Genomic DNA, 22,991 nt, shown 5'->3' with positions numbered 1-22,991 from the left:
CCGAATTCTCCCGATCCGCCGCCCCGCGGCGCCTTGAAAGGATATGGATTTGCGAATTTTCACTCAGCGGAGCCGGTACCGGAATATTGGCCGGACCGCAGGAGCCGGGCTGGTGGCGCTGGCGCTGCTGGCCGGATCCGGGATCGCCGCGCAGGCGGCATCGATCCCCTCAAACAGCCCCACCGCACCTCCCGGGTCATTTGCGGAGGCCAACATCGGCGCCGACCGTACAGCGGCGAACTTCTTTTACCGGATTCCCGCCCTTGCCTATGTGGGCAACAACGTGGTGCTCGCCTCATGGGACGGCCGTCCCGGCAGCGCAGCGGACGCCCCCAATCCCAACTCGATCGTGCAGCGCCGCAGCACCGACGGCGGCCAGACCTGGGGCCCCGTGCAGGTCATCGCGGCAGGCCACGTGGCCGATGCCGTAGGCCCGAAGTACGGATACAGTGACCCGTCCTACATTTACGACGCCGAGGCCGGCAAGGTCTTCGCACTGTTTGTGTACTCCAAGGACCAGGGCTTCTTCGGCAGCCAGTTCGGTAACAACGACGCCGACCCCAACGTGATCTCCTCCGCCGTCATCGAGTCTTCCGACGGCGGTGTCACCTGGAGCCAGCCGCGCCTCATCACCAAGGTCACCAAGCCGGGCACCAGCAAGACGAGCCCCGTAGCCGGCGACGTCCGCTCCAACTTCGCGTCCTCCGGCGAGGGCATCCAGCTCAAGTACGGCCAGTACAAGGGCCGCCTGGTGCAGCAGTACGCCGGCGATGTGCGCCAGGCCGACGGCACCAACAAGATCCAGGCTTACAGCGTGTACTCGGACGATCATGGCGCCACCTGGCACAAGGGCGCCAACGTGGGCGACCGCATGGACGAGAACAAAACCGTGGAGCTTTCCGACGGCCGCGTCATGCTGAACTCGCGCGACAACGCCAACCAGGGCTACCGCAAGGTGGCCATCTCCACCGACGGCGGCGCCACCTACGGTCCCGTCACGCAGGACACCGAACTGCCGGACCCGGCCAACAACGGCTCCATCGCCCGGATGTTCCCCGCCGCGGCACAGGGCTCGGCGGACGCCAAGAAGCTCATCTTCACAAACTCCAATTCCAAGACCGGCCGCGAGAACGTCTCCGCCCGCATCTCCTGCGACGACGGCGCCACCTGGCCCGGCGTGCGCACCATCCGCGCCGGGTTCTCCGCCTACTCCACCGTGTCCCGCCTCGAGGACGGCAAGTTCGGCGTCCTTTATGAGGGCAACTACACCGACAACATCCAGTTCGCGAAGTTCGACGACGCGTGGCTGAACTACGCCTGCGCCCCGCTGTCCGTGCCCGCCGTGACCACCACACCCGGCGCCACCTCGCAGGTGGCCGTCACCGTCACCAACCAGGAAGCCACCACGCTCACCAGCGCCACCGCCACCGTCTACACCCCGGCCGGCTGGACCGCCACCACGGTGCCCGTGCCCGCCGTCGCACCCGGCGCCTCGGCCACGGTCAATGTCGCCCTGACCTCGCCGGCGAACGCCAGCGGCCCGCAGAACCTCAACGCGGCATTTACGACGTCGGATGGCCGGGTTTCGCAGTTCACCTTTACCGCCACTGTCCCGTCGGCTCCGCAGGTGGGACTCACCATCACCGGAACCGCCCCGGCCCGTGACGTTATCGCCAGCCCCTACCAGGCAGGCAACGTGCTGAGCTACACGTTCGCCGTCAAGAGCACGGCGAACGTCACGGCGAATTCGGTCCCAGTTTCCGGCACCTTCGAGTCCGGTTTCCTGCCTCCCGCGCCCGGCGCACCCAGTGCCGCCAACTGCCGGTTCAACAACCTGGCTGCCGGTGCCACGTATAACTGCACCACGGCCAAGCACACGGTGACCACAGAGGACATCGAGCGCGGCTACTTCATTCCCCAGGCAAGCTTCGCCATCACAGCCAGCGCGACGCCGTCGCTCACCAAGACGGTTCCGTTCACCGGGGCTGCGGTGGCCCTTCGTGATGGTCTGGTTTCCGCCAGCATCAGCGGCGCCCGTGCCGACTCCGGCCGTGACCTCGCCACCGCGCCGTACGCCGCCGGCGACGCTGTTCCGTACACGTTCAGCGTGAGCAACACGAGCCCGCTTGTGGAGAAAGTGGTTCCCACCGCCGGCAACTTCAGCCCGTTCGTCCCCGAAGGCCCGGGTAACTGCCGCTACGGCGTGCTGCCGGCCGGCCAGGGCTACACCTGCGCCACGCCGCGCCACACCGTGACCGCGGAGGAGGCCGCGCAGGGCTACTTCGTTCCAAAGACCACCTGGGAGGTCAGTTCCGCAGGCCAGAGCACCAAGGTCTACACGATCGACGGCGGCGAAGTGGACCTCAAGGTCCGCGACGCCAAGCTGGAAGGCACCGTTTCCGCTGAGTGGGCCGACACCGACGGCGACCGTTACGCCAGTGAAGGCGATGCCGTCTCGTACACCTACACCGTTGGCAACGCCGGCAATGTTGCCGTCACCGGGCTCAGCGCCCCGGACGCCTCGATCAATGAGCCGAACCTGGCCGTGGGCGGGACTGTGACGGCCACGCGCGAGCACGTCCTGACCGCGGCCGACATCGAGGCAGGCCGCCTCGACGCCCTCTCGTTCGAAGCTATGGCCACCAACGGCGCCAAGCATGTCACAGCTACGGTGACCGGCGGCGCACTGCTGCTGGACCTCCAGCCGGCACAGCCCGAGACGGTCCCCGTCCTCGCCGTCCAGGACCTCGAGGGGCAGGCGGCTCCCGTCGATCTCGGCACGCAGGACAAGTACCGCAACGGCCAGAAGGTGACCCTGAAGGGTCTCGATTACGGCCAGTGGTACTACGTGTACCTGAATAAGACGAGCTACCGGATCGGCTGGATTTTCCCCGCCACGGACAACACGGTGGAGTTCATCCTGCCCTCCGATGTGAACTACGGCCGCGACGACGTTGTGGTTTTGGACAAGGACGGCAAGCAGGTTTCCTTTGACCGGCTGCAGGTGACGCCGAAGGGCTGAGCCATGGTGGTTTCCTAGAACCAACGAAGACCTCCGCGTGGAGCCGGACTTACCCAAAGTCCGGCCCACGTGGGGGTCTTCTTTTGTGCCTTCCCGCCCCGCCCTTGTAGCTGCATGATTGACGTATGCACCCGATGTGTCCTATGTCATATTCAGCTCTCAGTCTGTACTGTTTGTAACGGCTGGTCACAGCATTACAAAATCTGTAATGTCGTGTGCCGTTCCCAGCTGCTCCAGACCGGCAACGTGGCCGGCCGTTCCTCGTGAAAGGTGTAGTCGCTCGTGAAATCAACTGGAAAAAGCCCCATTCGGGGCGGGGGTATCCGGAAGGCGACGGCATTGGCCGTGGGCTTACCGCTGCTCCTTTCTTCGATGGCGTTGAGCCCCGCTACCGCGGCGCCCGCTGAAGCAAACACGGCAGTTGCCTCAAAGAAGATCAACCCCGGCGATTACCCCGCCGGACGTTACATTGTGGTGCTGGCCGAGAAACCGGCGGCCACCTACGAGGGTGGGTCTCCCGGACTCGCAGCGACGAAGCCCCAGAACGGCCGCAAGCTTGACGCCGACCGGCCCGAAGTCCAGCAGTACCAGGCTCACCTTGAGGGCAGGCAGAACGCCGTGGCCGGATCCGAAAGCATCCGGATCAAGCGCCAGTACACGGCTGCCATCAACGGGTTTTCGGCCGACCTGACTGCCGACCAGGCCGTTAAGCTCGCCAAGGACCCGTCCGTCCTGGTAGTGGCACCGGACACGGAGAACGCGCCGGATTACTCCACCACGGACTTCCTTGGGCTCAGTGGAGAAAACGGCCTCTGGAAGACTGCCTTCGGCGGGCAGGAAAATGCCGGCAAAGGCGTCGTAGTGGGCGTTATTGACTCCGGCTACACCCCCTCCAACCCGTTCTTCGCCGGGGAAGCCGTGCAACCCCTTACCGGCCAGGCCCAGGTGGGGGCTCCGTACCGCACCGCGGACGGCCACATCGCCATGCTCAAATCCGACGGCGACACCTTCGTCGGTGAGTGCCAAAAGGGCCAGGGGACTGGGGCCGCTTTTGACGGCAGCGCCTGCAACTCCAAAGTCCTGAGTGCCCGCTACTTCGCTGACGACTACATGGCGTACGTGGCACCGGAGAACCGTGCCCCCGAAGAACTGATTTCGCCTGTGGATGTGGGAAGCCACGGGACGCACACCGCCAGCACCGCTGCGGGCAACGCGAACGTCCGGGCCAACCTGGGTGCAACCGATATGGGTGTCACCAGCGGTGTGGCACCGGCTGCAAAGGTCTCCGTCTACAAGGTGTGCTGGGAGGACGACAATCCGGCCACCGGAGGGTGCTACAGCTCCGCCTCCGTTGCCGCGATCAATCAAGCCGTCCTGGACGGCGTGGATGTGCTGAACTACTCCATCTCCGGCAGTACCTCAACCACTACGGACCCGGTTTCGCTGGCCTTTCTCTCCGCGGCCTCAGCCGGAATCTTTGTTGCCGCGTCAGCCGGAAACTCGGGGCCGACCGCAAGCACCGTGAACCACGGCGCGCCGTGGCTGACCACAGTGGCCGCGAGCTCCTTCTCCACGGAATTGCAGGGCACCGTCGAATTTGAGGACGGCAGCAAGTACCGCGGCGCCAGTCTTATGGCCGCTCCCGTTCCTGCCAGCAACGTTGTGCTGGCGGCAAGTGCCGCAGCCGCCAGCGCAGCAAACCCGGAACTGTGCGCACCCAATGCCCTGGATCCCGCCAAGGTAGCAGGGAAGATTGTTGTCTGCGACCGTGGGGTGGTGGACCGCGTAGCCAAGAGCGCCGAGGTGCAGCGTGCCGGCGGCATCGGCATGATCCTGGTCAACGTGACCACCTCCTCCGAGGACCTTGACCGCCACGCAGTCCCCACCGTGCACGTGAACCCGCCGGCCACACAGCAGATCAAGGACAAGATCATTGCCAACCCCGGGATCAAGGTCGCCCTGGCGAACACGGACACCACGGGGCTTCCGGCCGCGCCGCAGCCGCAGATCGCCGGCTTCTCTTCCCGGGGCCCGCTGCTTGCCACCGGCTCAGACCTGCTCAAGCCTGACGTGGCGGCGCCCGGCGTAGCGGTGCTGGCAGGCGTTTCGCCCATCGGTTCCGGCGGCGACCAGTTCGGCATGATGTCCGGCACGTCAATGGCGGCGCCGCATGTGGCCGGATTCGGGGCGTTGATTCTGGCCAAGAACCCCACATGGTCTCCGGCCACCGTCAAGTCGGCCATGATGACCACGGCAGCTGATATCAAGAACGAAGACGGCAGCCGGAACGGTGACGTTTTCGCCACCGGCGCCGGCCAGGTGGACATTGCGCGGGTCCTGGATCCCGGCTTGGTCTATGACAATTCAGCGGACGACTACCTGAAGTTCATTCAGGGAACGGGCCTGGACCTGGGCATCCCGGATCTCGGATCAACGGCGCCGCGGGACATGAACGTTGCCTCGTTCGCGCTGGGGGCGCTTACTGGGAAGACCGAGGTCACCCGGACTCTTACCGCGCTGACCCCGGGCGTTTACCGGGCCAAGGCCGATGTTCCCGGCATCAAGGTGACGGTCACGCCGTCGATCCTTAGCTTTAATGCTGCCGGCGAGAAGCGCACTTTCAAGGTCAAGTTCGAGAACACCAGCGCTGCTTTGGGGCAGTTTGCCATGGGCAACCTCGTCTGGCAGGGTGCCGGCAAGAGCGTGGCATCGCCGGTGGCTGTCCGTCCGCAGTCGGTGGTGGCGCCAGCGAACCTGGCCTTCGCCTCGGAAGGCGGCCAGGGGCAGGGTGACATCCCGGTGGTTTCCGGCACCAACGCGCCCGTGAAGATCACCTTGGATGGTCTGTCCAAGGCTGACTCCTCGGCCATCGAGCTGGTGCCCGGACCGCTGGCCCTCGAAACGAACGCGTCCAACTTCGCCAAGGAGGTCACCGTTCCGGCAGGATCGCCGTTGGCAAAGTTCTCCGTCTTTTCAGCCGACCAGGCCGCCGACTTCGACATGGTGGTCTTCAACCCGGCGGGACAGGCGCTGCTGGCCCAGACTGCCTCCGCCAGTGAATCGCTTTCGGTTCCGAACCCGGCGCCAGGGGTTTACACGATTTTTGTGAACCTCTATGCAAGCCCCAATGGGCAGCCCACCAAGGCGTCCGTGGACGCAGCGGTGCTGGGAGCCAATGTAGGAAATGCAACGGTGACCCCCAATCCGCTGCGGCTCGGTAATGGCCAAGCAGGAATCGTGAAGCTCCAGTGGAAGGATCTCGCGGAGGGCTCATATATCGGCCGGGTGACGTTCGCCGGTTCGAGTGTGCCGACGTTCGTCTCCGTGGTGGTCACACCGGGCAGTGCTGTGGTGGTCCCTGATGATGAAACGGCCGATAACCCTGCCGCGGGATCGAAAGACAAGACGGACAAGGTCAAAAAGGAAAAGAAGAAGCAGGAGGTCCCGGAGTTCTCCGGAAACCGCAACATGGATCTCTAACTCTTCAGAATGAGCACGGGGACGCCGCCGGACCGCTTGGGTCCGGCGGCGTTTCCGTCGGTGGCGGAGGCCTCCGCCGAAGGTCAGGTCTCGCCGCGGGAACCCGTTGTCCCGCCCAGCAGGGGAGCCATGGCGCGCCAGCGGGAGATTTCACAGCCGTCAGTTCGCCGGAAAGTCACACTGACGGGACGGCCGTTGATGGAGCCGGTCACAACGGCCACCTGCGGCCCGCCGTATTGCTGCGTGCAAAGCTTCGGGGGACCCGGTTTGGGGAAGAAGATGTCCTCGCCGAAGCGTTCCATGGCTGACAACGCTCCTGCCGGATCCGGCAACGTGCAACCGTCCGCGGGGCGGCCATTTTGGACTATTAGCCGGAATTCGTACTCGGGGGCGTAGGGGTCTTCCGTGACCCTGATGGTCAACTCCAGATCCTTCATACCGTCCTCCCCGCAGGTCGAAGCGGTGCCAAGGCCTGCGCCAGGCGCCCGCGGAGCGCGGCAGCCTCGGCCGCGAATGCCCGCTGATGCTCAACGTAGGCCGCTTTGCCTCCAGCGGTTTCGATCCGGATGGGCGGGTAGCCCCACTCCGCGAGGTCGTAGGGGGAGGCCTGCATGTCCATGGCCCGGATCCGCCAGGACAGTTCGAAGCAATCCATGACCAGTTCGCTGGAAAGCGCGGGCAGCAGCTTGTACGCCCACTTGTAGAGGTCCATGTTGGCGTGAAGGCAGCCGGGCTGTTCCATGTGCCGCTGGTTTTCGCGGCTGGGCGCCAGTTCGTTCAGCGCAATGGCATCGGGAGTGTAGAAGCGGAAGGCATCAAAGTGTGAGCACCGGATCCTGTTGTCCTCCACCACTTTGTCCGTGCCGGCGGATCCCAGTCTTAGCTGCAGGTATTCATGGCGCAGGTCGAACTTATCCTGGCGGTAGACCATGGCCCATTCGTGGAGCCCGAAGCAGCCGAACTGCGCAGGCCGGGCAGCGGTGCCGCGGAGAATGATGTCCGCGAAAGCCACAGCCTCGTGCCGGTCGGCCAGGAATTTGTCGCGGTCAAACGTCACGGCAGGGGTTCCTGGCGGCAGCCCCAGGGAGGCGAGCTCGCCGTCGTCGAGCGTTCTATAGTGCTTCCAGCCCATGCGGGCGGACGCCGCTTCGCCGGTTAGTACGACGCCGGCTCCCGGGTGCCAGCGCAGCAGCTGGCCAGGCTTCTGGGTGTAGTAGGTGAAAAGAAAGTCCTCCACCGGGTGCTTCCGGCCTGCGGAACGGCGGGCAAGGTAGGGATCAGAGTAACGGCGGACGCGTTGGGCGTGCGCTTCTTCGCGGGCACGCGAGGCATCGGCCGTCAGCAGGCTAAGTTGCTCCACCGCTGGCACCCAGGACGTCCTGGGCTGCGTTCCAGGCACCGATTTCGCAGCCGTTGGTGCGCGCGAACGCGGTGCCCACGGGAGTATCGTCCACAATCCCGGTGACCGTGGCGGTCTGCGGGCCGCCGTATTGTTCGGTGCAGGCCACGTCTTTGCTCCTGGGAGCCGGACTGAGGAGGGCCGCGTTGTTTTTGAGGGCAGCGCAGGCGGCCTCGGGCTTGGGGTGCTTGCTCTCAGCGGTGGGGAGGCCATCGCGGCAAACCAGTGTGTAGTTCACCGCCGGTTCAGTGGGAGAGGGCTTGACCATGATGGCAAGCTCGGCGTTTCCGGCGCCGGGGCCTGCCGTCGGGGCCGGCGGTGCGGAAGGTGACGGTGCCGGGACGGTGGTCTCGGTGTCCGGCGCGGGGGCGGCCGAAGTGCCCTGGCTGGCGGAGGGGCTGGCTGTGGGACTGGCTGTCGGGGTGGCGGACGAAGTCCCGGTCCCATCGGGCGTGCCGGTACACGCTGCGAGCCCGGCAATGGCGAGGACCGCCAGCAGTGGCCGTAGTTTTCGCAAACGCATGGACCCTCCTAGGTTGCTGCCATTTTACGCCTTGCCTGGATACTCGACGACGGGTCTACTCCCCGGCGGGGTGCCCGTCGGTTCCGGCGGTGGCGGCGATGAGCCCCATCATGGATTTGTGCAGCTCGCCCACCTGTTCACGGGTCAGCCCCAGGCGTTCCATCATGGTGCCGGGGACGGCGATGGCCTGCTGGCGCAGCGCGTCGCCGGCGGAGGTCAGACCCACGGCAAGGCTGCGTTCATTTCCGTCCACCCGATGGCGGGTAATAAAGCCTGCCTCCTCCAGCCGTCGAAGAAGCGGTGAGATGGTGGCCGGCGCCTGCACCAGGGCGTCACTGATGCTGCGCAAGGTACGGGGTGCCGATTCCCAGAGGCACAGCATCACGAGGTACTGCGGGTGCGTGAGTCCGAGCTTCTCGAGGACGGGCTTGTAGGCGCCCACTACGCTTCTGGATGCCACGGTCAGGGCAAAACAGAGCTGCTGCTCCAAGAGGAGGTCATCGTCCTGCTGCCGCGCGGCGCCGGCCCGTACCGTCATCACATTCCTCCAATAGTTAGTGCACTAATTGTTAGCGTACACTGGAGCGAGTAGATGGTTCTATCGAAGGGGTCACTTTCATGGGCACAGGCAAGTCGGCGGACAAAGGCAACGCATCCCAGCGGTTCATGCGGGCAACCGGGAAGCTCCGGGCAATTTTCGGCCCGGCCAACCGGAGTTCCCTGGTGCATGACATGACCGAAGATAACCGGGCACTCCTTGCTCAGCGCGAGCGGGAAACCCAGCAATGGGAAACGCTCACCCGCCCGGACGGCAGTACCTATGTTGTGCCCAGGAACCCGGACGACCAGTCCCTCCGCTGAACCTCTCCCGGCCGTCCCATCAGGCCGAACCTCACAAGGCGCTTTTTGTGGCCGCGGGCGTAAAATAGGGGCACTGACTCCAACAGGAGGTAGCGGCTCTTTCACCCGCAACGCGGGAAGGGGGTGGAAACAATGGGACATGCGCTCACCGGCTTTATGCACGTGACTGACAGGCTCCGTTTTGTCTTCGGGCCGGCAACACGTCTGGACACGGATTCGCCCGTCGTCCACAAGCATGATGACTACGAGCAGGCCTCTGATGAGGACCTTTCCCACTTCGTAGTGGAAACCGATTCCGAAGGTCATCACTATGCAGTGCGCCGCGAAGAATTGGAAAAGCAGGGCTGAACAAATGCAACGCGGGGTCACTTTTGGCCCGATAAACGAAGGTTATCGGGCCAAAAGTGACCCCGCGTTGTCTTGGAAGGAGCGTTCCGCCTAGCGCCCGGTGCCGCCGTAGACGGTTGCCTCGTCCTCGCTGTCCAGGTCGAAGGCCTTGTGGATGGCACGGACGGCGTCATCGAGGAGATCGGCATGTGTCACAACGGAGATCCGGATTTCCGAGGTGGAGATCATGTTGATGTTGATCCCGGCGTCGGACAGTGCCTTGAAGAACGTTGCGGAGACGCCCGGGTGTGAGCGCATGCCGGCCCCGATCAGAGACAGTTTGCCGATCTGTTCGTTGTATTCGATGTTCTCGAAGCCGATGTCCGGCTGCGCGGCCTTGAGCGCTGCCAGGGCCTCCGCGCCTTCGACGATGGGGAGCGTGAAGGAAATGTCCGTCCGGCCCGTGCCATGTGTGGAAACGTTCTGCACGATCATGTCGATGTTCGAGTGGGCGTCGGCAATGACCTGGAAGATCGCCGCGGCCTTGCCGGGGATGTCCGGTACACCCACCACGGTGACCTTGGCTTCGGAACGGTCGTGTGCAACGCCGGAGATGATTGGCTGCTCCAAGGCAACTCCCTCTTGAGTGGTGATCTTGTCTTCGGCGCTGGGGATGACCCAGGTGCCTTCGTTCTGGCTGAATGAGGACCGGACATGCAACGGCACGCCGAACCGGCGCGCGTATTCAACGCAGCGCAGGTGCAGGATCTTTGCGCCGGACGCCGCGAGTTCCAGCATTTCCTCGCTGGAGATGGTGTCAATTTTCTGGGCGGACGGCACCACGCGGGGGTCTGCGGTGTAGATGCCGTCAACGTCCGTGTAGATCTCGCAGACATCGGCGTCGAGCGCGGCAGCCAGGGCGACGGCGGTGGTGTCCGAGCCGCCGCGGCCCAGGGTGGTGATCTCGTTGGTGCTGCGGCTCATGCCCTGGAAGCCGGCCACGATCGCGATGTGCCCCTTGTCCAGCGCCGTACGGATGCGGTGCGGATCGACGTCGATGATTCGCGCCTTGCCGTGGATGCCGTCGGTGATCATGCCGGCCTGGGAGCCGGTAAAGGACTGTGCTGAGGCGCCGAACTTGTTGATGGCCATGGCCAGCAGGGCCATGGAGATGCGCTCACCGGCCGAGAGGAGCATGTCCATCTCGCGGGCAGGGGCGGAGTCGGTCACCTGCGCGGCGAGGTCCAGGAGTTCGTCGGTAGTGTCGCCCATGGCCGAAACGACCACCACCACTTCGTTGCCGGCGCGCTGTGCGTCGACCACGCGCTTTGCGACGCGCTTGACGCCCTCAGCATCCGACACGGAGGAGCCGCCGAACTTCTGCACGATCAGCTGTTTGGTCACGGCAGCGGATTCGGGCAGCTCCTGTGGCTGCGTTGCTGCGTGCACTTCGGAAGTGGGCGTACTCATGCGCGTACCTTCACTGGATCAATCGGAGTTCTGGAGGTCAGGCACGGCCTTGCGGCTGGACGGCGTGACGTGTCAGCCCAGTTTATCGCCGCCTGTGGCCGGACGCGGAATTGTGTCCAAATCTCAGCCTTCCGGCGGATACTGCGCCCGTTGGCTCAGGCGTAGGCTCGTATAGTCGGTATGCATGAACGGCTCGGGGGACAGGTGCTCGGAAAATGACAGAAAATTGGGAGAAAATAGGCATTCCGGCCCAGCCGGAAAGCGCTCACCAGGATGGCATCAGCGCCACTGCGGTGAGCCGCAGCTTCGGGCAGGTGCACGCTGTCGAGCACATGGATTTCCATGCTCCGGCGGGTAAAGTCACCGCCCTGATAGGCCCTAACGGGGCCGGTAAGACCACCCTGTTGCTCATGCTGGCTTCGCTGTTGGCGCCGGATTCAGGCACCATCACGGTGGATGGGCTGGACCCGCAGCACCACCGCGCGGAAGTGCGTAAAAGAATTGGCTGGATGCCGGACACCCTCGGGGTGTGGGAGTCCCTGACTGCCCGCGAAATCCTTACGCAGATAGCCCGTTTCTACCAGCTGCCCAAGGCCGGCATCCAGCAGCGCGTCACCGCGATGCTGGACCGGGTCCGCCTGAGCGACCTGGCGGACCAGCCGGCCCGCGTCCTGTCCAGAGGGCAGCAGCAGCGACTCAGCCTGGCCCGTGCCCTGATCCACGATCCGTCCGTGCTCCTACTCGATGAGCCGGCGTCCGGCCTGGACCCGGGATCGCGGGTGGAGCTGCGCGTGATGCTGCGGCAGCTCGCGGCGGAGGGCAAATCCATAGTGGTCTCCTCCCACGTACTCAGCGAGCTGGACGAGATTGCCGACGCCGCGGTGTTCGTCAACCAGGGGAAGACGGTCCGGCACCAGACCACTGACGAGGCTTCCGCCTCCGGCAGGCGCTACGCCATCTCGGCAACCGACGGTCCCGCGCTCGCCGCCAAACTCACGGAACTGGGCCTGGCATTCCGGGTTGAGGACGGCCGCCGGCCAGCCGTCAGCCTGGTGTTGCTGAACGACGACGACGCCGCCCGCCTCCTGCGCGACCTGGTCCTGGCCGGCGTCGGGGTCAGTTCCTTTGCCCCCGCGTCTGGTGCCCTGGAAGAGACGTACATGAACCTTGAGGGGGAGCGGCGATGAGCCAGCTGACAGATACAACGCAGCGCCCGCCGGCGTCCGGCTTTGGTGCCGGCTACCTTGCCGGTATCCGGGATGTGGTGGTCCTGGAACTCAAACAGCGGCTCCGGTCCCGCGGCTGGTACATCATGCTGGCGATCTGGTTCATCCTGACGGGCCTGGTGACCTGGCTGACGTGGGCCAGCTGGAATGCCCAGCGCGAAGCCCAACGCGCCTACTCCAACTACATGCCGCCCGACACCGGGCCGGGGTCCATGATCTTCGAAGTGGTCCTGGCCTTTGTCCTGCTTTTCGCGTTGCTGGTGGCGCCCGCGCTCTCCGCCAATGCCGTCAACGGTGACCGCGCCGGCGGCACCCTGGCCATCCTTCAGGTGACCCTGCTGCGGCCGGGCCAGATCCTGTGGGGCAAGTTCTTCGCCGCGTGGGCCGCCGCCCTGGCATTCCTGGTGGCCAGCACTCCGTTCCTGATCATTGGAGTCGCCCTCGGCGGCATGACGCCCGGCCATGTTCTCGTGGCCCTGCTGATGCTGGCCGTCGAAGTGGGCGTGGTGTGTGCCATCGGCGTCGGAATTTCCGCGTTGGCGGGGCGCCCGCTGTTCTCGATTGTGGTCACGTACCTTGCAGTGGCCGGGCTGGTTTTCGGTTCACTGATTGCCTTTGGCCTTGGCACCGGACTCTCGCAGGGCACCGTCATGGCCAACCAGGCGCAGTACCGCAACTATGAACAGTTGCGGCCGGTACCCGACGACACGGTGCCGGAGGAACCGGCGTACACCTGCTCCGGACCGCTGCGCGCCCAGCCGGTCGTGCGCACCGAAAGGGTGGCGTGGATGCTTGCCATGAACCCCTACGTGGTGGTGGCTGACGCCATCCCCTACACGGTCCGCGTTAACAGTGGCTTCGGCATGTCGTCACCGGTGGGGGCCATCGAATCCATCAGCCAGGGTGCACGCTACGCCATGGCCGGTCCGGAGGGCACATACCCTTGCGCCAACGGCGAGGCCAAGCCGCAGTACTTGGCGCAGTCCACTCCCCTGTGGCCGCTGGGGCTTGGCCTGCAGTTGCTGCTTGCCGGGCTGCTGATGTGGCTGGGTTGGCGCTCGCTGCGCACCCCGGCGCACAGGCTGGCGCGCGGAACCCGCATAGCCTAAAGCCGGTGTGCCCCTGCCGTGACAGTCCCTACCTTGACGGCAGGGTCACTGGACCGCCGGGGTACTGGACAGGCCTGCTTCAGCGGATCACGATTGGGTTAGCTGGCCGACGTGGCAGCTGACTGTCGGGGCTGGGCCTGTCCAAAGGGATGGAGGCGGCACGTGGCCGCTAGGAAAGTGGCGGATGAGGCCCGTGGCTGACGGGAAAGATCCGGCCGGCGACGAACCTCTGTACGAACCGATTGGCGCCGGAAAAAACCAGTACGACGACGAAGACGACGCCGGGGACACCGCGTCCCCGGGCGGCGTCCAGATTCGGTTGCTCGTTGACAGTGTGTTGGCAACGGCGCTGCTGACTGTCCGCTCTGGCCGCTTCTGGTGGGGGAGCGCTGCCGTTCTGGGTCTCTGCTGGGGCACCGGGACGCTGTTGGTGATCGTCCTAGTCACCGGTGGCGACCTGCCGCCGGAATCCCATACGTGGGTGTACCTGCTCACGGCCGCAATGCTGGTGCTGGCGAGCTGTGTACTCGCTGTCCGGTGGGGGAACGTGCGGCGCGGCGCTGGGCAGGATCCCGTCGAGGGTGCTGCGGACGGCCCAATAGTGGACTGGGCGCGCAGCAGTGCCAAAGGATTGGTCTTCGCCAGCGTTTCTGCCGTTTTCCTGCTACTGCTCGCGTTCTGGTCTGAGTCCTCGCCCGCAGTTGCCGGGGTGACGTATGTCCTGATGATGCTTGAAGTCTTGGTTTTCGCCGGCGTTGGCGTGGGCGCTGCGCTGTGGTTTGAAGGTCAGCGGGGAAGGGTTCTGGCGTGGGGCGTCGCAGCGTTGCTTCTGGTTGGAAATGTCGTAGCGGTGATCGCGCTGCTGCCCAGCGTGAGGGCGTACGAGCCGGTGCTGGTGGCCATCAACATTCAACGGGACGAGTTCGGCACGGTTGTCTCGTATAGGTGTTCGCCGGAGCTCCGTGGCATCGTCGAGGTCTACCATACTGAGCGGATCTTCTGGATGGCAACGAGCAATCCGATGGTGATCCTGGCGCTGATTGCCAGTGAAGCCGAGTCTAAGGACAATGCCTTTGATTGGCTCCCCGGGGAGCTGCAGCACGCAGCGGAAGGCACCCAGGTGCCTTGTGTGGAGGGCCAGGACCATGAAAAGACAGGCGCTGAAATGCCGCTGGCACTGATCGGCGTTGGCACGCAGTCCGGGGCTGCAGGCATTCTGTTGGCAGGCGGCCACCGCGCTGCCCGACGACGGCTCAACCCTGCCGCCTGAACCCGTCCAACAGATCAGGTCAGGTCAGGCCAGGCCAGGCCAGATCAGGTCAGGGCGTTGCGGCGGCCTTCGAAGGCGCGGCCGAGTGTGACCTCGTCGGCGTACTCAAGATCGCCGCCCACGGGCAGACCGGACGCCAGCCTGGTTACCACGATGCCGATGGTCTTCAGCATCCGGGCCAGGTACGTGGCCGTTGCTTCGCCTTCGAGGTTGGGGTCGGTGGCGATAATGACTTCCTGGATGGCGCCGTCGTTGAGCCGGGTCAGGAGTTCCCGGATCCGGAGTTGCTCGGGCCCTACGCCGGCAATGGGGTTGATGGCCCCGCCCAGCACGTGGTAGCGGCCGCGGAAGGATCGGGTGCGCTCCACGGCGAGGACGTCCTTGGACTCCTCCACCACACAAATGACTGACGGGTCCCGCCGGGGATCGCGGCAGATGTTGCACAATTCCTGCTCGGTGACGTTGCCGCATACCGTGCAGAACTTCACGCGTTCCTTCACCATGGTGATGGCTTCCACGAGTCGCTTCATGTCCTGGGGGTCCGCTTCGAGGATGTGGAAGGCAAGCCGCTGGGCGGACTTGGGACCGACACCGGGAAGCCGTCCGAGCTCGTCAATCAGCTCCTGGACTGCACCTTCGTACACGTTTTCCTCTTTTGGTTGGCTTGGATGGTGATGGGAGTTGCGGGAGCACGTGCTGCAGGTGCCTAGAACCTCGAAACGATGGGGCTTCCGTCCGGGGATCGCTCCTCGATCAGCTTGCCGCCCAGAATACGCTCGACGGCGGCGCGTCCGAAGACGCCGGATTCCTCGATGGTTTCGTCGTCCGCGCTCGGAATGTCCTGGACGTAGGTGGCGGCGGCAGCCCTTGCCGGAGCCTTGGCGCGCCCGGCTTCGGCCTCGGGGCTGTTGGATAGGCGCTGGTAAAGACTCTGCCGGGCGGCAGCAGCGGACTCGGAGGTTGCCGGTGCCGGCTGCAGTGGCGCGGCGGCCGGAGCCGTCGACGCCATGGCGTATTCACGGACCTCGGCCCGTTCGGGAACCACCGCTTCCTCCGCGTGGGCTGCCGGAGCTGCCGGGACTTGGCCGGCTGGCGCCGTACTACGGGGCGCCGCGGTTTCTGGTGCGGGTCGTGGTGGTGCGGCGTCTTCTTGTGGCGTGGCTGGTTGCTGCGCAGCAACGCCGGACGTTGCGGCACCAGCCACGGGCGGCAAGCCCCAACTGGCGTCGGCCTCGGACTGGCTAACGACAGGTGACTTCTGAGGGACCTGGGCGGTGGCCGGCTCGTAGCTGGGGGCGGGAGCGGCGCTAGCGGCCTCTTCAGGGACGGGCGTGTTGAGGCTTTTGCCAACATTGGGTTCGGTACCAACAACCCATACGCCCGGAGCCTGCTCGACGGCCCGGCCCCACGGATCCAGTGACGCATCGGGCTGTGACGGAGCAGCGGCAGATGTAGCCGGTGAGGTCCTGGCTGGGGACGTCTTTGCTGCTGCAGCCTTTGAGGTACCTCGAGCAGGCCGCTTGGCGGGTGCGGCCGCCGAAGGCCCAGGCTGTGATGGTGATAGCAGTGGCGCAACAGGAGCCGACGGATCCCAGTCCATGGGGGGTTCCTCGTCCAGCGGCGGAGCATCTTCGTCGCGCGGCGGGCCCCAGTCGTCATCGGAGTAGGCGTACGAGCCGGCAGTGGAATCAGGCTCAGTTGGCTCCGACTGACCCTGGGCGGCTGGTACCTCGGCGGACTCGGTGGCTGCCGGTGCGCTGAGGGCGCCGGTGTACTGGACGGGATCCGCTGGGACTGTGGACGGTGACGCAGCGGCGGGCGACGCCGCAGCGGCAGGAAGGACAGCCGGTTCAGGAGTGGCAGGAAGCACAGAACGTTCAGGAGCCTGCGTCGCGGGGGAGGGGGCAGGGGAAGGTGCGGGCGCGCTGGCATGGGCGGCAGGGGTGGAAACGGCGCTGGCAGGGGCCAGGCCCCACGCGACATCGGCCGAACTGGCCGGAACCTCCGGGCTAGCCGGTGCTTTTGGGTTTGGCTCAGCGCTCGCTGCACTGTTGGCGGCGCCACCGGCGACTGCCGTGATCTGGCAGTCAATGCCTACCGTCTTGTGGATCGCCTGCCGCAGGTTCTCAGCGTGGTCAGCCCGGCCAAAGGCGCCGGCCAACCCGGTGGTGGTGAATGAAAGCGTCAGGACCTGGCCGTCAAAGGCCCCTACCTGGGAGTTCGGCTCAACCAGGGCCCACGTGCTGCGCTTGATCTTGGAGAGCGTCTGCAGGACTTCCGGCCAGGCGCGGCGCAGAACCTCGACATCGCCGGTGCCAGCCGCACCTGTGCTTGCTGCGGCCGAGGCAGAGGCCGCGGTGGCAGGAGCCGTGACAGCGTCCGTGCTTGCCGGAGGGGTGGCCGGAGGAACGTCGCGGGTGGCGTCAGGCCTGGCCTCCCGGGTGGGCTGACCGGTTGCCTGCGGCGTGGAAACGGGCCGCCGGCCTGCGGACTCGTCAACCGGCCAGTCGTTGGTGCTGACCCTGGGCGGCGTCAGCGACGGCCGTGCGTCTTCCGCTCCGATGGCCTGGGGCCGGGCAGGCCCGGGACCGGCAGCGGCTGGCACTGAAGGCTGCCGCGCAGGAACCGGCGCCGCCGCACCTTGTGGCGCCGCGGCCGGAACCGAACCACCCGGAAGTGTTGCAGTTGGCGCCTCGGATGCGGGTGGGGCAGAAACGGGTGGGGCAGAAGCGGGTGGTACGGCAGGTGGTGCTGCAACGGGTGCCGCTGCCGGTGCAGCAGCACCCTGCGCTGCCGCTGCTGGTGCAGCAGCACCCTGCGCTGCCGCTGCTGGCACTGGAGCAACCGCAGTGGGGTCAGCCGAAACTCCCGCGCCTGCCGGAGCGGGAGCACCGACGTCGTTCCCTGCGTAATTCAGGCGCCGCTCCACACGGTCGATCCGGGCAGCGATGCCGCGTTCGGTCTGTTCCGAACTGGGGAGCAGGATGCGGGCGCAGAGCAGCTCGAGGTGCAGCCGGGGGGACGTGGCGCCGGTCATCTCGGTCAGCGCAGTGTTGGTGACATCAGCGGCGCGCGACAGCTCGGAGGCGCCGAGGTTGTGCGCCTGGTTCTGGAGCCGGGCGATCTGATCCGCAGGCATGCCGCGGAGGATGACCTGTGCGCTTTCGGGCATGGCCTGGACGATGATGAGGTCGCGGAAGCGTTCCAGCAGGTCCTCGACGAAGCGGCGGGGATCGTGGCCGGTCTGCACCACACGGTCCACAGCCCGGAAAACGGTGGCGGCATCTGAGGCAGCCACAGCTTCCACCACGTCATCCAGCAGCGATGCGTGCGTATAGCCAAGGAGGGCAACGGCCAGCTCGTAATCGAGGCCGGTGGGTCCGGCGCCGGCCATTAGCTGGTCCAATACAGACAGGGAATCGCGGACTGAGCCGCCGCCGGCCCGGACCACCAGGGATAGAACGCCCGGTGCCACGGGAACGTTTTCCTGGTTGCAGAGCAGCTCCAGGTAAGCCATTAGGGGCTCCGGCGGGACAAGCCGGAACGGGTAGTGGTGCGTGCGGGAGCGGATGGTGCCGATGACCTTGTCCGGCTCCGTGGTGGCGAAGATGAACTTGATGTGCTCCGGCGGCTCTTCAACAATTTTCAGCAGCGCGTTAAACCCGGCCGAGGTGACCATGTGGGCCTCGTCGATGATGAAAATCTTGTAGCGGTCACGGACCGGAGCGTACGTTGCGCGTTCGCGGAGGTCGCGGGCGTCGTCCACGCCACCGTGGCTGGCGGCGTCGATTTCGATGACGTCCAGGGAGCCTGAGCCGCCGCGGGCCAGTTCAATGCAGCTGGGGCACGTACCGCAGGGCGTATCCGTGGGGCCTTGGGCGCAGTTGAGGCAGCGGGCCAGGATGCGGGCGGAGGTGGTCTTTCCGCAACCGCGGGGGCCGGAGAAGAGGTAGGCGTGATTGACGCGGTTTTTCCGCAGCGCCGTCATCAGCGGCTCCGTGACGTGTTCCTGCCCGATAACGTCAGCGAAAGAGTCCGGGCGGTACCTGCGGTAAAGGGCGGTGGTAGTAACAGTCACGAGAAAACCCTACCAATCCGGGCTGACGTTCTGCCGCCCTGTGGGGGAATAGTAAAGACCCCCCATGCACCCGCCAGAGCCCGTTTACCCTTGCTACCTTCCGGTCCTGGGGGAGTTCAACAGGATGACGCCACATGAGGGGCCGCAGACAAGTTTACCCGAAGATTCGGGAAGGTCCGGACGGCCAGTGTGGTGGCCGTCCGTAGCCTCTTTGGGGTGCCGTCCCGCGGCCACGAAAGCGGTTCAAAGCCTGCAGCCAAACTAGCTAGCGTCGACAGCCGTCCACGGGCCAGGTCATAATTGCCGGCTCCTCGTAGGGGTGCGCCGCGCGGAGTGCCAGCACAACGGCGTCGAGCATCTCTTCCTCCACAACGCACTCCACCCGTGTTTCCGGCACACGCTCGGCCGCGTCCACCGCCCCGATGAATGGCTTGGCGCCAGATAACGGAGTGAAGCGCCCGGTGCCGGGGGAGGTGAAGGTGCAGTGTGAATAGTTCCCGATCCTGCCGGCGCCGGCGTCGCCGATTGCCGCGAGCAGCGCCTCCGTGTGGGTGTCAGGAACGTAAACCACCAAGGCGTGCAGCTGTGTCATGGCCTCATCCTGCCAAGAACGCAGGGCTAGCGGCAGCAATTTTCATTGCTTATCCGGCGGGTAGGGCCGATCATGGATATGTACACCGATTGGGGCAATCTCAAGGTTGTGAGCTGCGGGGCCTGGCTGGAGGGCCGGACCCGGCAGCTCAACGGCGTATCGGAGGAATGGGCGCATTGGGGGCGTCCATTTTTACGTTAAGCAGCCAAATGGAGTGAGGGGTGCGTGGCCGCGGTAATAGTCCGCCGGGCCAATTGGGCGATGCCGGAAAGTTCAGGTAGTCTAGTATCTGCTTTTGATTCGAAAGCAGCTGGAGAATTCGCCTAGCGGCCTATGGCGCACGCCTGGAACGCGTGTTGGGTTAACGCCCTCGGGGGTTCAAATCCCCCATTCTCCGCCAGCAAAAAACCCGGTTCTGACCTCGTCAGGGCCGGGTTTTTGCTTTCTTCAAGCAGGGCCGTTTCTTCAAACGGAACCTTGTCCCGTGGCTGGATCCCACGTGCCCAGGCTGGCTGTCCGGGTCAGCTGTCCGCGTAGCCGAGGCGGCGGAGGCGCTCCCGGGCCGCCTGCTCGCTGGGTCCCGGCCCGCGTCCAAGGGCAAGATGTACGACGCCGAGAGTCGCCTTCGTCGCCAGTCTCACGGGGAGCGGAAACGGCCCCAGCCGGGGGACCTGGAGCCCCAGCATCCGGCGGTACTTCGGCTCCAGGCTGTAAACAGCGCCGGCGAAAATGATCCGGTAGCCAGGACGCAGCAACGGATGCAGCGGCGGGTTGCGGATGAACTCAACGGTCTCGGCAACCCTGCTGTCCGCCACGAGTTCACCGTTCTTATACCAGCGGTCCAGTTGCTCCCGCATTTCGGACTCGCTGAGGGGTGGGTCCACTATTCCCATCAGCCGCCCGGCCTGGGCCCACTCACGGACATAGGCGTCCGGGCCGCCGGGGATCTCGGCACCCCAGATTTTGTGGGCCGCGAGGAAGGCATCCACGAAGGCGATGTGGACCCAGCGGGCGAGTTCCGGATCGTTGGCCGCGTAGCTTCGCTCGCCGCCGTGCCCGTCAGCGTAGCTCCCTTGCACAGGCTCGTGCAGGCGACGGACCCGGGAAGAAGCCTCGTCCGCGGCGGCCTGCGGGCCATAGGTGACAGTGAAGATCCAGCGGATGGTCCGGGCCAGCCGGCTCAGCGGATCTGCGCGGAAATCGGAGTGCTCGTGGACTCCCGCCAGTGCTCCCGGATGCAAGGCCTGCATGAGGAGCGCCCGGACCCCGGCCACAATGGTGGCCATAGAGCCGTGCACCGCCCAGACGGCCGAGCCGGGCAAGTGATAGCCGGCGTCGTCCCCCTCGGCCAGCCGCGGAACCCAATCGGGCGGGCCGTCCGTGCTGCCGGTGAATACTCGTTTGATTTCGCCTTGCCATTCCCTGAGGAAATTTCGCATGCCACCATTCTCGCCCACGGCCCGGCGGGCATGCTTCGATGCGGATCCACATAATATCCGCAGCCTTATCGGCGCGGGGGTTCACATGCCCGGAGCTTTGTGGTCCCATGAAGTGGTAAGTCCGTCTGGATCCGGGGTCTGATGGGCCAATCCGGGAGTAGCGAGTGGGCAATCATTGGGGATCCGGCCGGGCGAAGGAGCCTGCGGGCGGCTGCGTTATGGCTGTGCGCGTGCTGGCCGCCAGCGCCATTGTTGCCGCGTCACTCTTCGCCGTTGGATTCCCTGGAACGCCCCCCGTTGAACACAGCCCGGCAGTGCCTGTCGGTGCCGGACACGTAGGCCTGACTGGGCCGGCCGGTGCTTTCCTGACGGACAGCCGGGCCTTGGTTCCGTTCAACCGCACTCTGGTCAGGACCATCGCCGTGGGGGGGAGCGCCCCGCTCAATGTGGCTTCGGCCGGGCTCACGCGCCCGCCGGAGGGGTCCCTCATGGCGCCCCTTGAACTCCTCGCCCCAAGCTCTCCTTTCGGGTTCCGGGTCAGCCCGATCACCGGTGCGGGCGGCGATTTCCACCTGGGCCAGGACTTCGCCGCAGGCTGCGGCACCAGGGTTTATTCGGCCGACGCCGGCGTGGTCAGGGCCGCTGGCTGGCACCCCTGGGGCGGCGGGAACCGCGTGGAAATAGACCACGGCAACGGGCTGATCACCACGTACAACCACTTGGAGGCGGTGGCCGTCCGGACCGGGGACTCCGTGCAAGTGGGCCAAGTCATTGCCAGGGTTGGCACCACGGGGTGGTCCACGGGGTGCCATCTGCATTTCGAAACCATCCTCAACGGCAAGCACACCAGCCCAATGAACTGGACACTCCTCAGGATTCGTCAGTTGGACAATCTCGAGGACATAGCCATGGTCAGCTATGAGGCCAAGCCGGCGGATGATGCCGGCGCGCAGCGCTGGGCCATCCCGGTCACTCAGGACAACAGCCATACGGTCCTGGGCGGTGAAGAGGAACTGTCCGAAGCTCCGCCAGTGGAACCGCCGGTAGCCACGCCGGAACCGCAGGATGAGGCACCCACGGAAGGGCCGTCGTCGGACCCTACGTCGCCGGAATCCGCATCGCCGGACCCCACGGCGTCGGAAACTGCGACAGAAACAGCAACCGAAACGGCGACGGAAACAGCCACTTCGACAGCGTCACCCTCCCCGACGCCGTCCACGCCCGGGACGACGCCATCGCCGACGGGAACCTCAAGCGCCACACCGACGACGACGTCACCCACCGCCACGGGCACCTCACCTGCTCCGACGACGAGCGCGTCCCCGTCGCCAACGCCCACTGTCTCCAGGTCGCGGCCGTTCAGGCCTACGTCGAGCGCGACGCCGACGCCGGCGCCTGCGGTGGAGCCACCAGTCACATCGAGCACCGGTTCTCCAACAGCAATAACAGCAGCAACAGCCGCCGCCACGCCTACAGACACCGCAACCGGGTCCGAGACGGCGAACCGCTGACGGCAAACTCCCAGACTGCACCCGTACCCTTGATGGTTGGCAACGAATCACCTGCATGACCAACCTTAAAAGGACGGCGCTGTGACAGACCTGTACACCATTCCCCTCACCCTCAACGACGGCACCAAAGCCGATTTTGGCCGGTTCAAAGGCAACGTGGTGATGGTGGTGAACGTGGCGTCAAATTGCGGGTTCACGCCTCAGTACGCGGGGCTGGAGACGCTCTACGAGAAGTTCCGCGAGCGTGGCTTCGAGGTGCTCGGAGTCCCGTGCAACCAATTCGCTGGCCAGGAGCCGGGAAACGACAGCGAGATCGCCGAGTTCTGCGAGCGGAATTTTGGTGTCACCTTCCCGCTGACGGCCAAGGCCAACGTGCGTGGCAAGGACCAGCATCCGCTCTATGCCGAGCTGACCAAGTTCAAGACCGGTGTGCTGCCCGGACTGGTGAAATGGAACTTTGAGAAGTTCCTGGTCAACCGCAACGGTGAAGTGGTGGCACGCTTCGCGCCCACCGTGGAGCCGGACTCCGCCGAGGTTATCGATGCCGTAGAAACGGCTCTGGCCGAATTTGACGGACCGGGGGCGATCCCGGAACGTTCCGGATCGTAAATCTTTTAGTTTTTGCCAACTTGGCCGCAGATTTACCCACAGTTTTCCTATTATCTGGTTGGATAATAGTTACTG

The 22,991-nt window shown here is 65.3% G+C and carries 18 protein-coding genes, 1 tRNA gene and 1 other RNA gene; 10 read left to right on the top strand and 10 right to left on the bottom strand.

Features of this window, described 5'->3' with window-relative positions; all coding sequences use genetic code 11:
* Nucleotides 1–49: 49 nt before the first annotated feature.
* Nucleotides 50–3,022, top strand: a complete 2,973-nt coding sequence (locus ACZY0Q_RS14395) for an exo-alpha-sialidase (protein ID WP_463917844.1) — start codon at nt 50–52, stop codon at nt 3,020–3,022.
* Nucleotides 3,023–3,328: 306 nt separating this feature from the next.
* Nucleotides 3,329–6,502 (top strand): S8 family serine peptidase, encoded by a 3,174-nt coding sequence (locus ACZY0Q_RS14390; protein WP_463918656.1) that lies wholly within the window; start codon nt 3,329–3,331, stop codon nt 6,500–6,502.
* An 83-nt stretch (nt 6,503–6,585) separates the two neighbouring features.
* Here the strand turns inward: ACZY0Q_RS14390 and ACZY0Q_RS14385 are convergent, their stop codons facing one another.
* Genes ACZY0Q_RS14385 through ACZY0Q_RS14370 form a run of 4 tightly spaced genes read right to left on the bottom strand, consistent with a single transcriptional unit; the run spans nt 6,586 to nt 8,962 of the window.
* On the bottom strand, nt 6,586–6,939 hold the full coding sequence (locus ACZY0Q_RS14385; RefSeq protein ID WP_463917842.1) for a serine protease inhibitor: 354 nt from the start codon (nt 6,937–6,939) through the stop codon (nt 6,586–6,588).
* Nucleotides 6,936–7,871, bottom strand: coding sequence for a 3-methyladenine DNA glycosylase (locus tag ACZY0Q_RS14380; protein ID WP_463917840.1), 936 nt, complete (start codon nt 7,869–7,871; stop codon nt 6,936–6,938). The genes ACZY0Q_RS14385 and ACZY0Q_RS14380 overlap by 4 nt, the downstream gene beginning before the upstream one ends.
* Entirely contained in the window at nt 7,849–8,424 is a 576-nt protein-coding gene (locus ACZY0Q_RS14375; protein ID WP_463917838.1) for an SSI family serine proteinase inhibitor, read from the bottom strand. The genes ACZY0Q_RS14380 and ACZY0Q_RS14375 overlap by 23 nt, the downstream gene beginning before the upstream one ends.
* Before the next feature lie 55 nt (nt 8,425–8,479).
* A complete protein-coding gene (locus tag ACZY0Q_RS14370; RefSeq protein ID WP_463917836.1) occupies nt 8,480–8,962 on the bottom strand; it encodes a MarR family winged helix-turn-helix transcriptional regulator in 483 nt (160 codons plus the stop codon).
* 80 nt (nt 8,963–9,042) lie between these two features.
* Between ACZY0Q_RS14370 and ACZY0Q_RS14365 the strand changes: the two genes are divergently transcribed.
* Entirely contained in the window at nt 9,043–9,285 is a 243-nt protein-coding gene (locus ACZY0Q_RS14365; RefSeq protein ID WP_463917834.1) for a hypothetical protein, read from the top strand.
* Nucleotides 9,286–9,417: 132 nt separating this feature from the next.
* Nucleotides 9,418–9,633 carry a hypothetical protein gene (locus ACZY0Q_RS14360; RefSeq protein ID WP_463917832.1) on the top strand — a complete coding sequence of 72 codons (216 nt, stop codon included), beginning with the start codon at nt 9,418–9,420 and terminating at the stop codon, nt 9,631–9,633.
* 90 nt (nt 9,634–9,723) lie between these two features.
* Here the strand turns inward: ACZY0Q_RS14360 and ACZY0Q_RS14355 are convergent, their stop codons facing one another.
* On the bottom strand, nt 9,724–11,082 hold the full coding sequence (locus ACZY0Q_RS14355; protein ID WP_463917831.1) for an aspartate kinase: 1,359 nt from the start codon (nt 11,080–11,082) through the stop codon (nt 9,724–9,726).
* Between the two features lie 215 nt (nt 11,083–11,297).
* Between ACZY0Q_RS14355 and ACZY0Q_RS14350 the strand changes: the two genes are divergently transcribed.
* The 3 genes from ACZY0Q_RS14350 to ACZY0Q_RS14340 all read left to right on the top strand — a co-directional run bounded on the left by ACZY0Q_RS14350 (nt 11,298) and on the right by ACZY0Q_RS14340 (nt 14,687).
* Nucleotides 11,298–12,269, top strand: a complete 972-nt coding sequence (locus ACZY0Q_RS14350) for an ABC transporter ATP-binding protein (protein WP_463917829.1) — start codon at nt 11,298–11,300, stop codon at nt 12,267–12,269.
* Nucleotides 12,266–13,417 (top strand): ABC transporter permease, encoded by a 1,152-nt coding sequence (locus ACZY0Q_RS14345; protein ID WP_463917828.1) that lies wholly within the window; start codon nt 12,266–12,268, stop codon nt 13,415–13,417. The genes ACZY0Q_RS14350 and ACZY0Q_RS14345 overlap by 4 nt, the downstream gene beginning before the upstream one ends.
* Before the next feature lie 193 nt (nt 13,418–13,610).
* The gene (locus ACZY0Q_RS14340) at nt 13,611–14,687 is read left to right on the top strand and encodes a hypothetical protein (protein ID WP_463917826.1); all 1,077 of its coding nucleotides are present in this window, start codon (nt 13,611–13,613) and stop codon (nt 14,685–14,687) included.
* 44 nt (nt 14,688–14,731) lie between these two features.
* On the opposite strand, the gene recR is transcribed toward ACZY0Q_RS14340, so the two are convergent.
* From recR to ACZY0Q_RS14320, 4 genes are all read right to left on the bottom strand, one after another.
* Nucleotides 14,732–15,331 carry a recombination mediator RecR gene (recR, locus tag ACZY0Q_RS14335; protein ID WP_056348564.1) on the bottom strand — a complete coding sequence of 200 codons (600 nt, stop codon included), beginning with the start codon at nt 15,329–15,331 and terminating at the stop codon, nt 14,732–14,734.
* 62 nt (nt 15,332–15,393) lie between these two features.
* Nucleotides 15,394–18,705 carry a DNA polymerase III subunit gamma and tau gene (locus tag ACZY0Q_RS14330; protein ID WP_463918655.1) on the bottom strand — a complete coding sequence of 1,104 codons (3,312 nt, stop codon included), beginning with the start codon at nt 18,703–18,705 and terminating at the stop codon, nt 15,394–15,396.
* Nucleotides 18,706–18,815: 110 nt separating this feature from the next.
* An RNA gene (gene ffs, locus ACZY0Q_RS14325) (signal recognition particle sRNA small type) lies at nt 18,816–18,912 on the bottom strand.
* Between the two features lie 118 nt (nt 18,913–19,030).
* Entirely contained in the window at nt 19,031–19,357 is a 327-nt protein-coding gene (locus tag ACZY0Q_RS14320) for a hypothetical protein (RefSeq protein ID WP_463917825.1), read from the bottom strand.
* 312 nt (nt 19,358–19,669) lie between these two features.
* Here ACZY0Q_RS14320 and ACZY0Q_RS14315 point away from each other — a divergent pair.
* Nucleotides 19,670–19,757 (top strand) — tRNA-Ser (locus tag ACZY0Q_RS14315).
* Nucleotides 19,758–19,878: 121 nt separating this feature from the next.
* On the opposite strand, the gene ACZY0Q_RS14310 is transcribed toward ACZY0Q_RS14315, so the two are convergent.
* Nucleotides 19,879–20,796 carry an oxygenase MpaB family protein gene (locus ACZY0Q_RS14310; RefSeq protein ID WP_463917824.1) on the bottom strand — a complete coding sequence of 306 codons (918 nt, stop codon included), beginning with the start codon at nt 20,794–20,796 and terminating at the stop codon, nt 19,879–19,881.
* 164 nt (nt 20,797–20,960) lie between these two features.
* Here ACZY0Q_RS14310 and ACZY0Q_RS14305 point away from each other — a divergent pair, with 164 nt between their 5' ends.
* Nucleotides 20,961–22,307 carry a M23 family metallopeptidase gene (locus ACZY0Q_RS14305; RefSeq protein WP_463917822.1) on the top strand — a complete coding sequence of 449 codons (1,347 nt, stop codon included), beginning with the start codon at nt 20,961–20,963 and terminating at the stop codon, nt 22,305–22,307.
* Nucleotides 22,308–22,388: 81 nt separating this feature from the next.
* Entirely contained in the window at nt 22,389–22,916 is a 528-nt protein-coding gene (locus tag ACZY0Q_RS14300; protein ID WP_463917821.1) for a glutathione peroxidase, read from the top strand.
* Nucleotides 22,917–22,991 lie beyond the last annotated feature (75 nt).

It is taken from the genome of Pseudarthrobacter lactosi, from assembly GCF_055412785.1.
This window is presented reverse-complemented; position numbering and strand designations above follow the sequence as displayed.

What these genes read in the sequence shown, in the direction of transcription:
- ACZY0Q_RS14360 (WP_463917832.1), top strand. Translation starts at nt 9,418, where the DNA reads ATGGGACATGCGCTCACCGGCTTTATGCACGTGACTGACAGGCTCCGT.
- ACZY0Q_RS14310 (WP_463917824.1), bottom strand. Translation starts at nt 20,796, where the DNA reads ATGCGAAATTTCCTCAGGGAATGGCAAGGCGAAATCAAACGAGTATTC.
- ACZY0Q_RS14375 (WP_463917838.1), bottom strand. Translation starts at nt 8,424, where the DNA reads ATGCGTTTGCGAAAACTACGGCCACTGCTGGCGGTCCTCGCCATTGCC.
- ACZY0Q_RS14320 (WP_463917825.1), bottom strand. Translation starts at nt 19,357, where the DNA reads ATGACACAGCTGCACGCCTTGGTGGTTTACGTTCCTGACACCCACACG.
- ACZY0Q_RS14365 (WP_463917834.1), top strand. Translation starts at nt 9,043, where the DNA reads ATGGGCACAGGCAAGTCGGCGGACAAAGGCAACGCATCCCAGCGGTTC.
- ACZY0Q_RS14355 (WP_463917831.1), bottom strand. Translation starts at nt 11,082, where the DNA reads ATGAGTACGCCCACTTCCGAAGTGCACGCAGCAACGCAGCCACAGGAG.
- ACZY0Q_RS14345 (WP_463917828.1), top strand. Translation starts at nt 12,266, where the DNA reads ATGAGCCAGCTGACAGATACAACGCAGCGCCCGCCGGCGTCCGGCTTT.
- ACZY0Q_RS14370 (WP_463917836.1), bottom strand. Translation starts at nt 8,962, where the DNA reads ATGACGGTACGGGCCGGCGCCGCGCGGCAGCAGGACGATGACCTCCTC.
- ACZY0Q_RS14350 (WP_463917829.1), top strand. Translation starts at nt 11,298, where the DNA reads ATGACAGAAAATTGGGAGAAAATAGGCATTCCGGCCCAGCCGGAAAGC.
- ACZY0Q_RS14385 (WP_463917842.1), bottom strand. Translation starts at nt 6,939, where the DNA reads ATGAAGGATCTGGAGTTGACCATCAGGGTCACGGAAGACCCCTACGCC.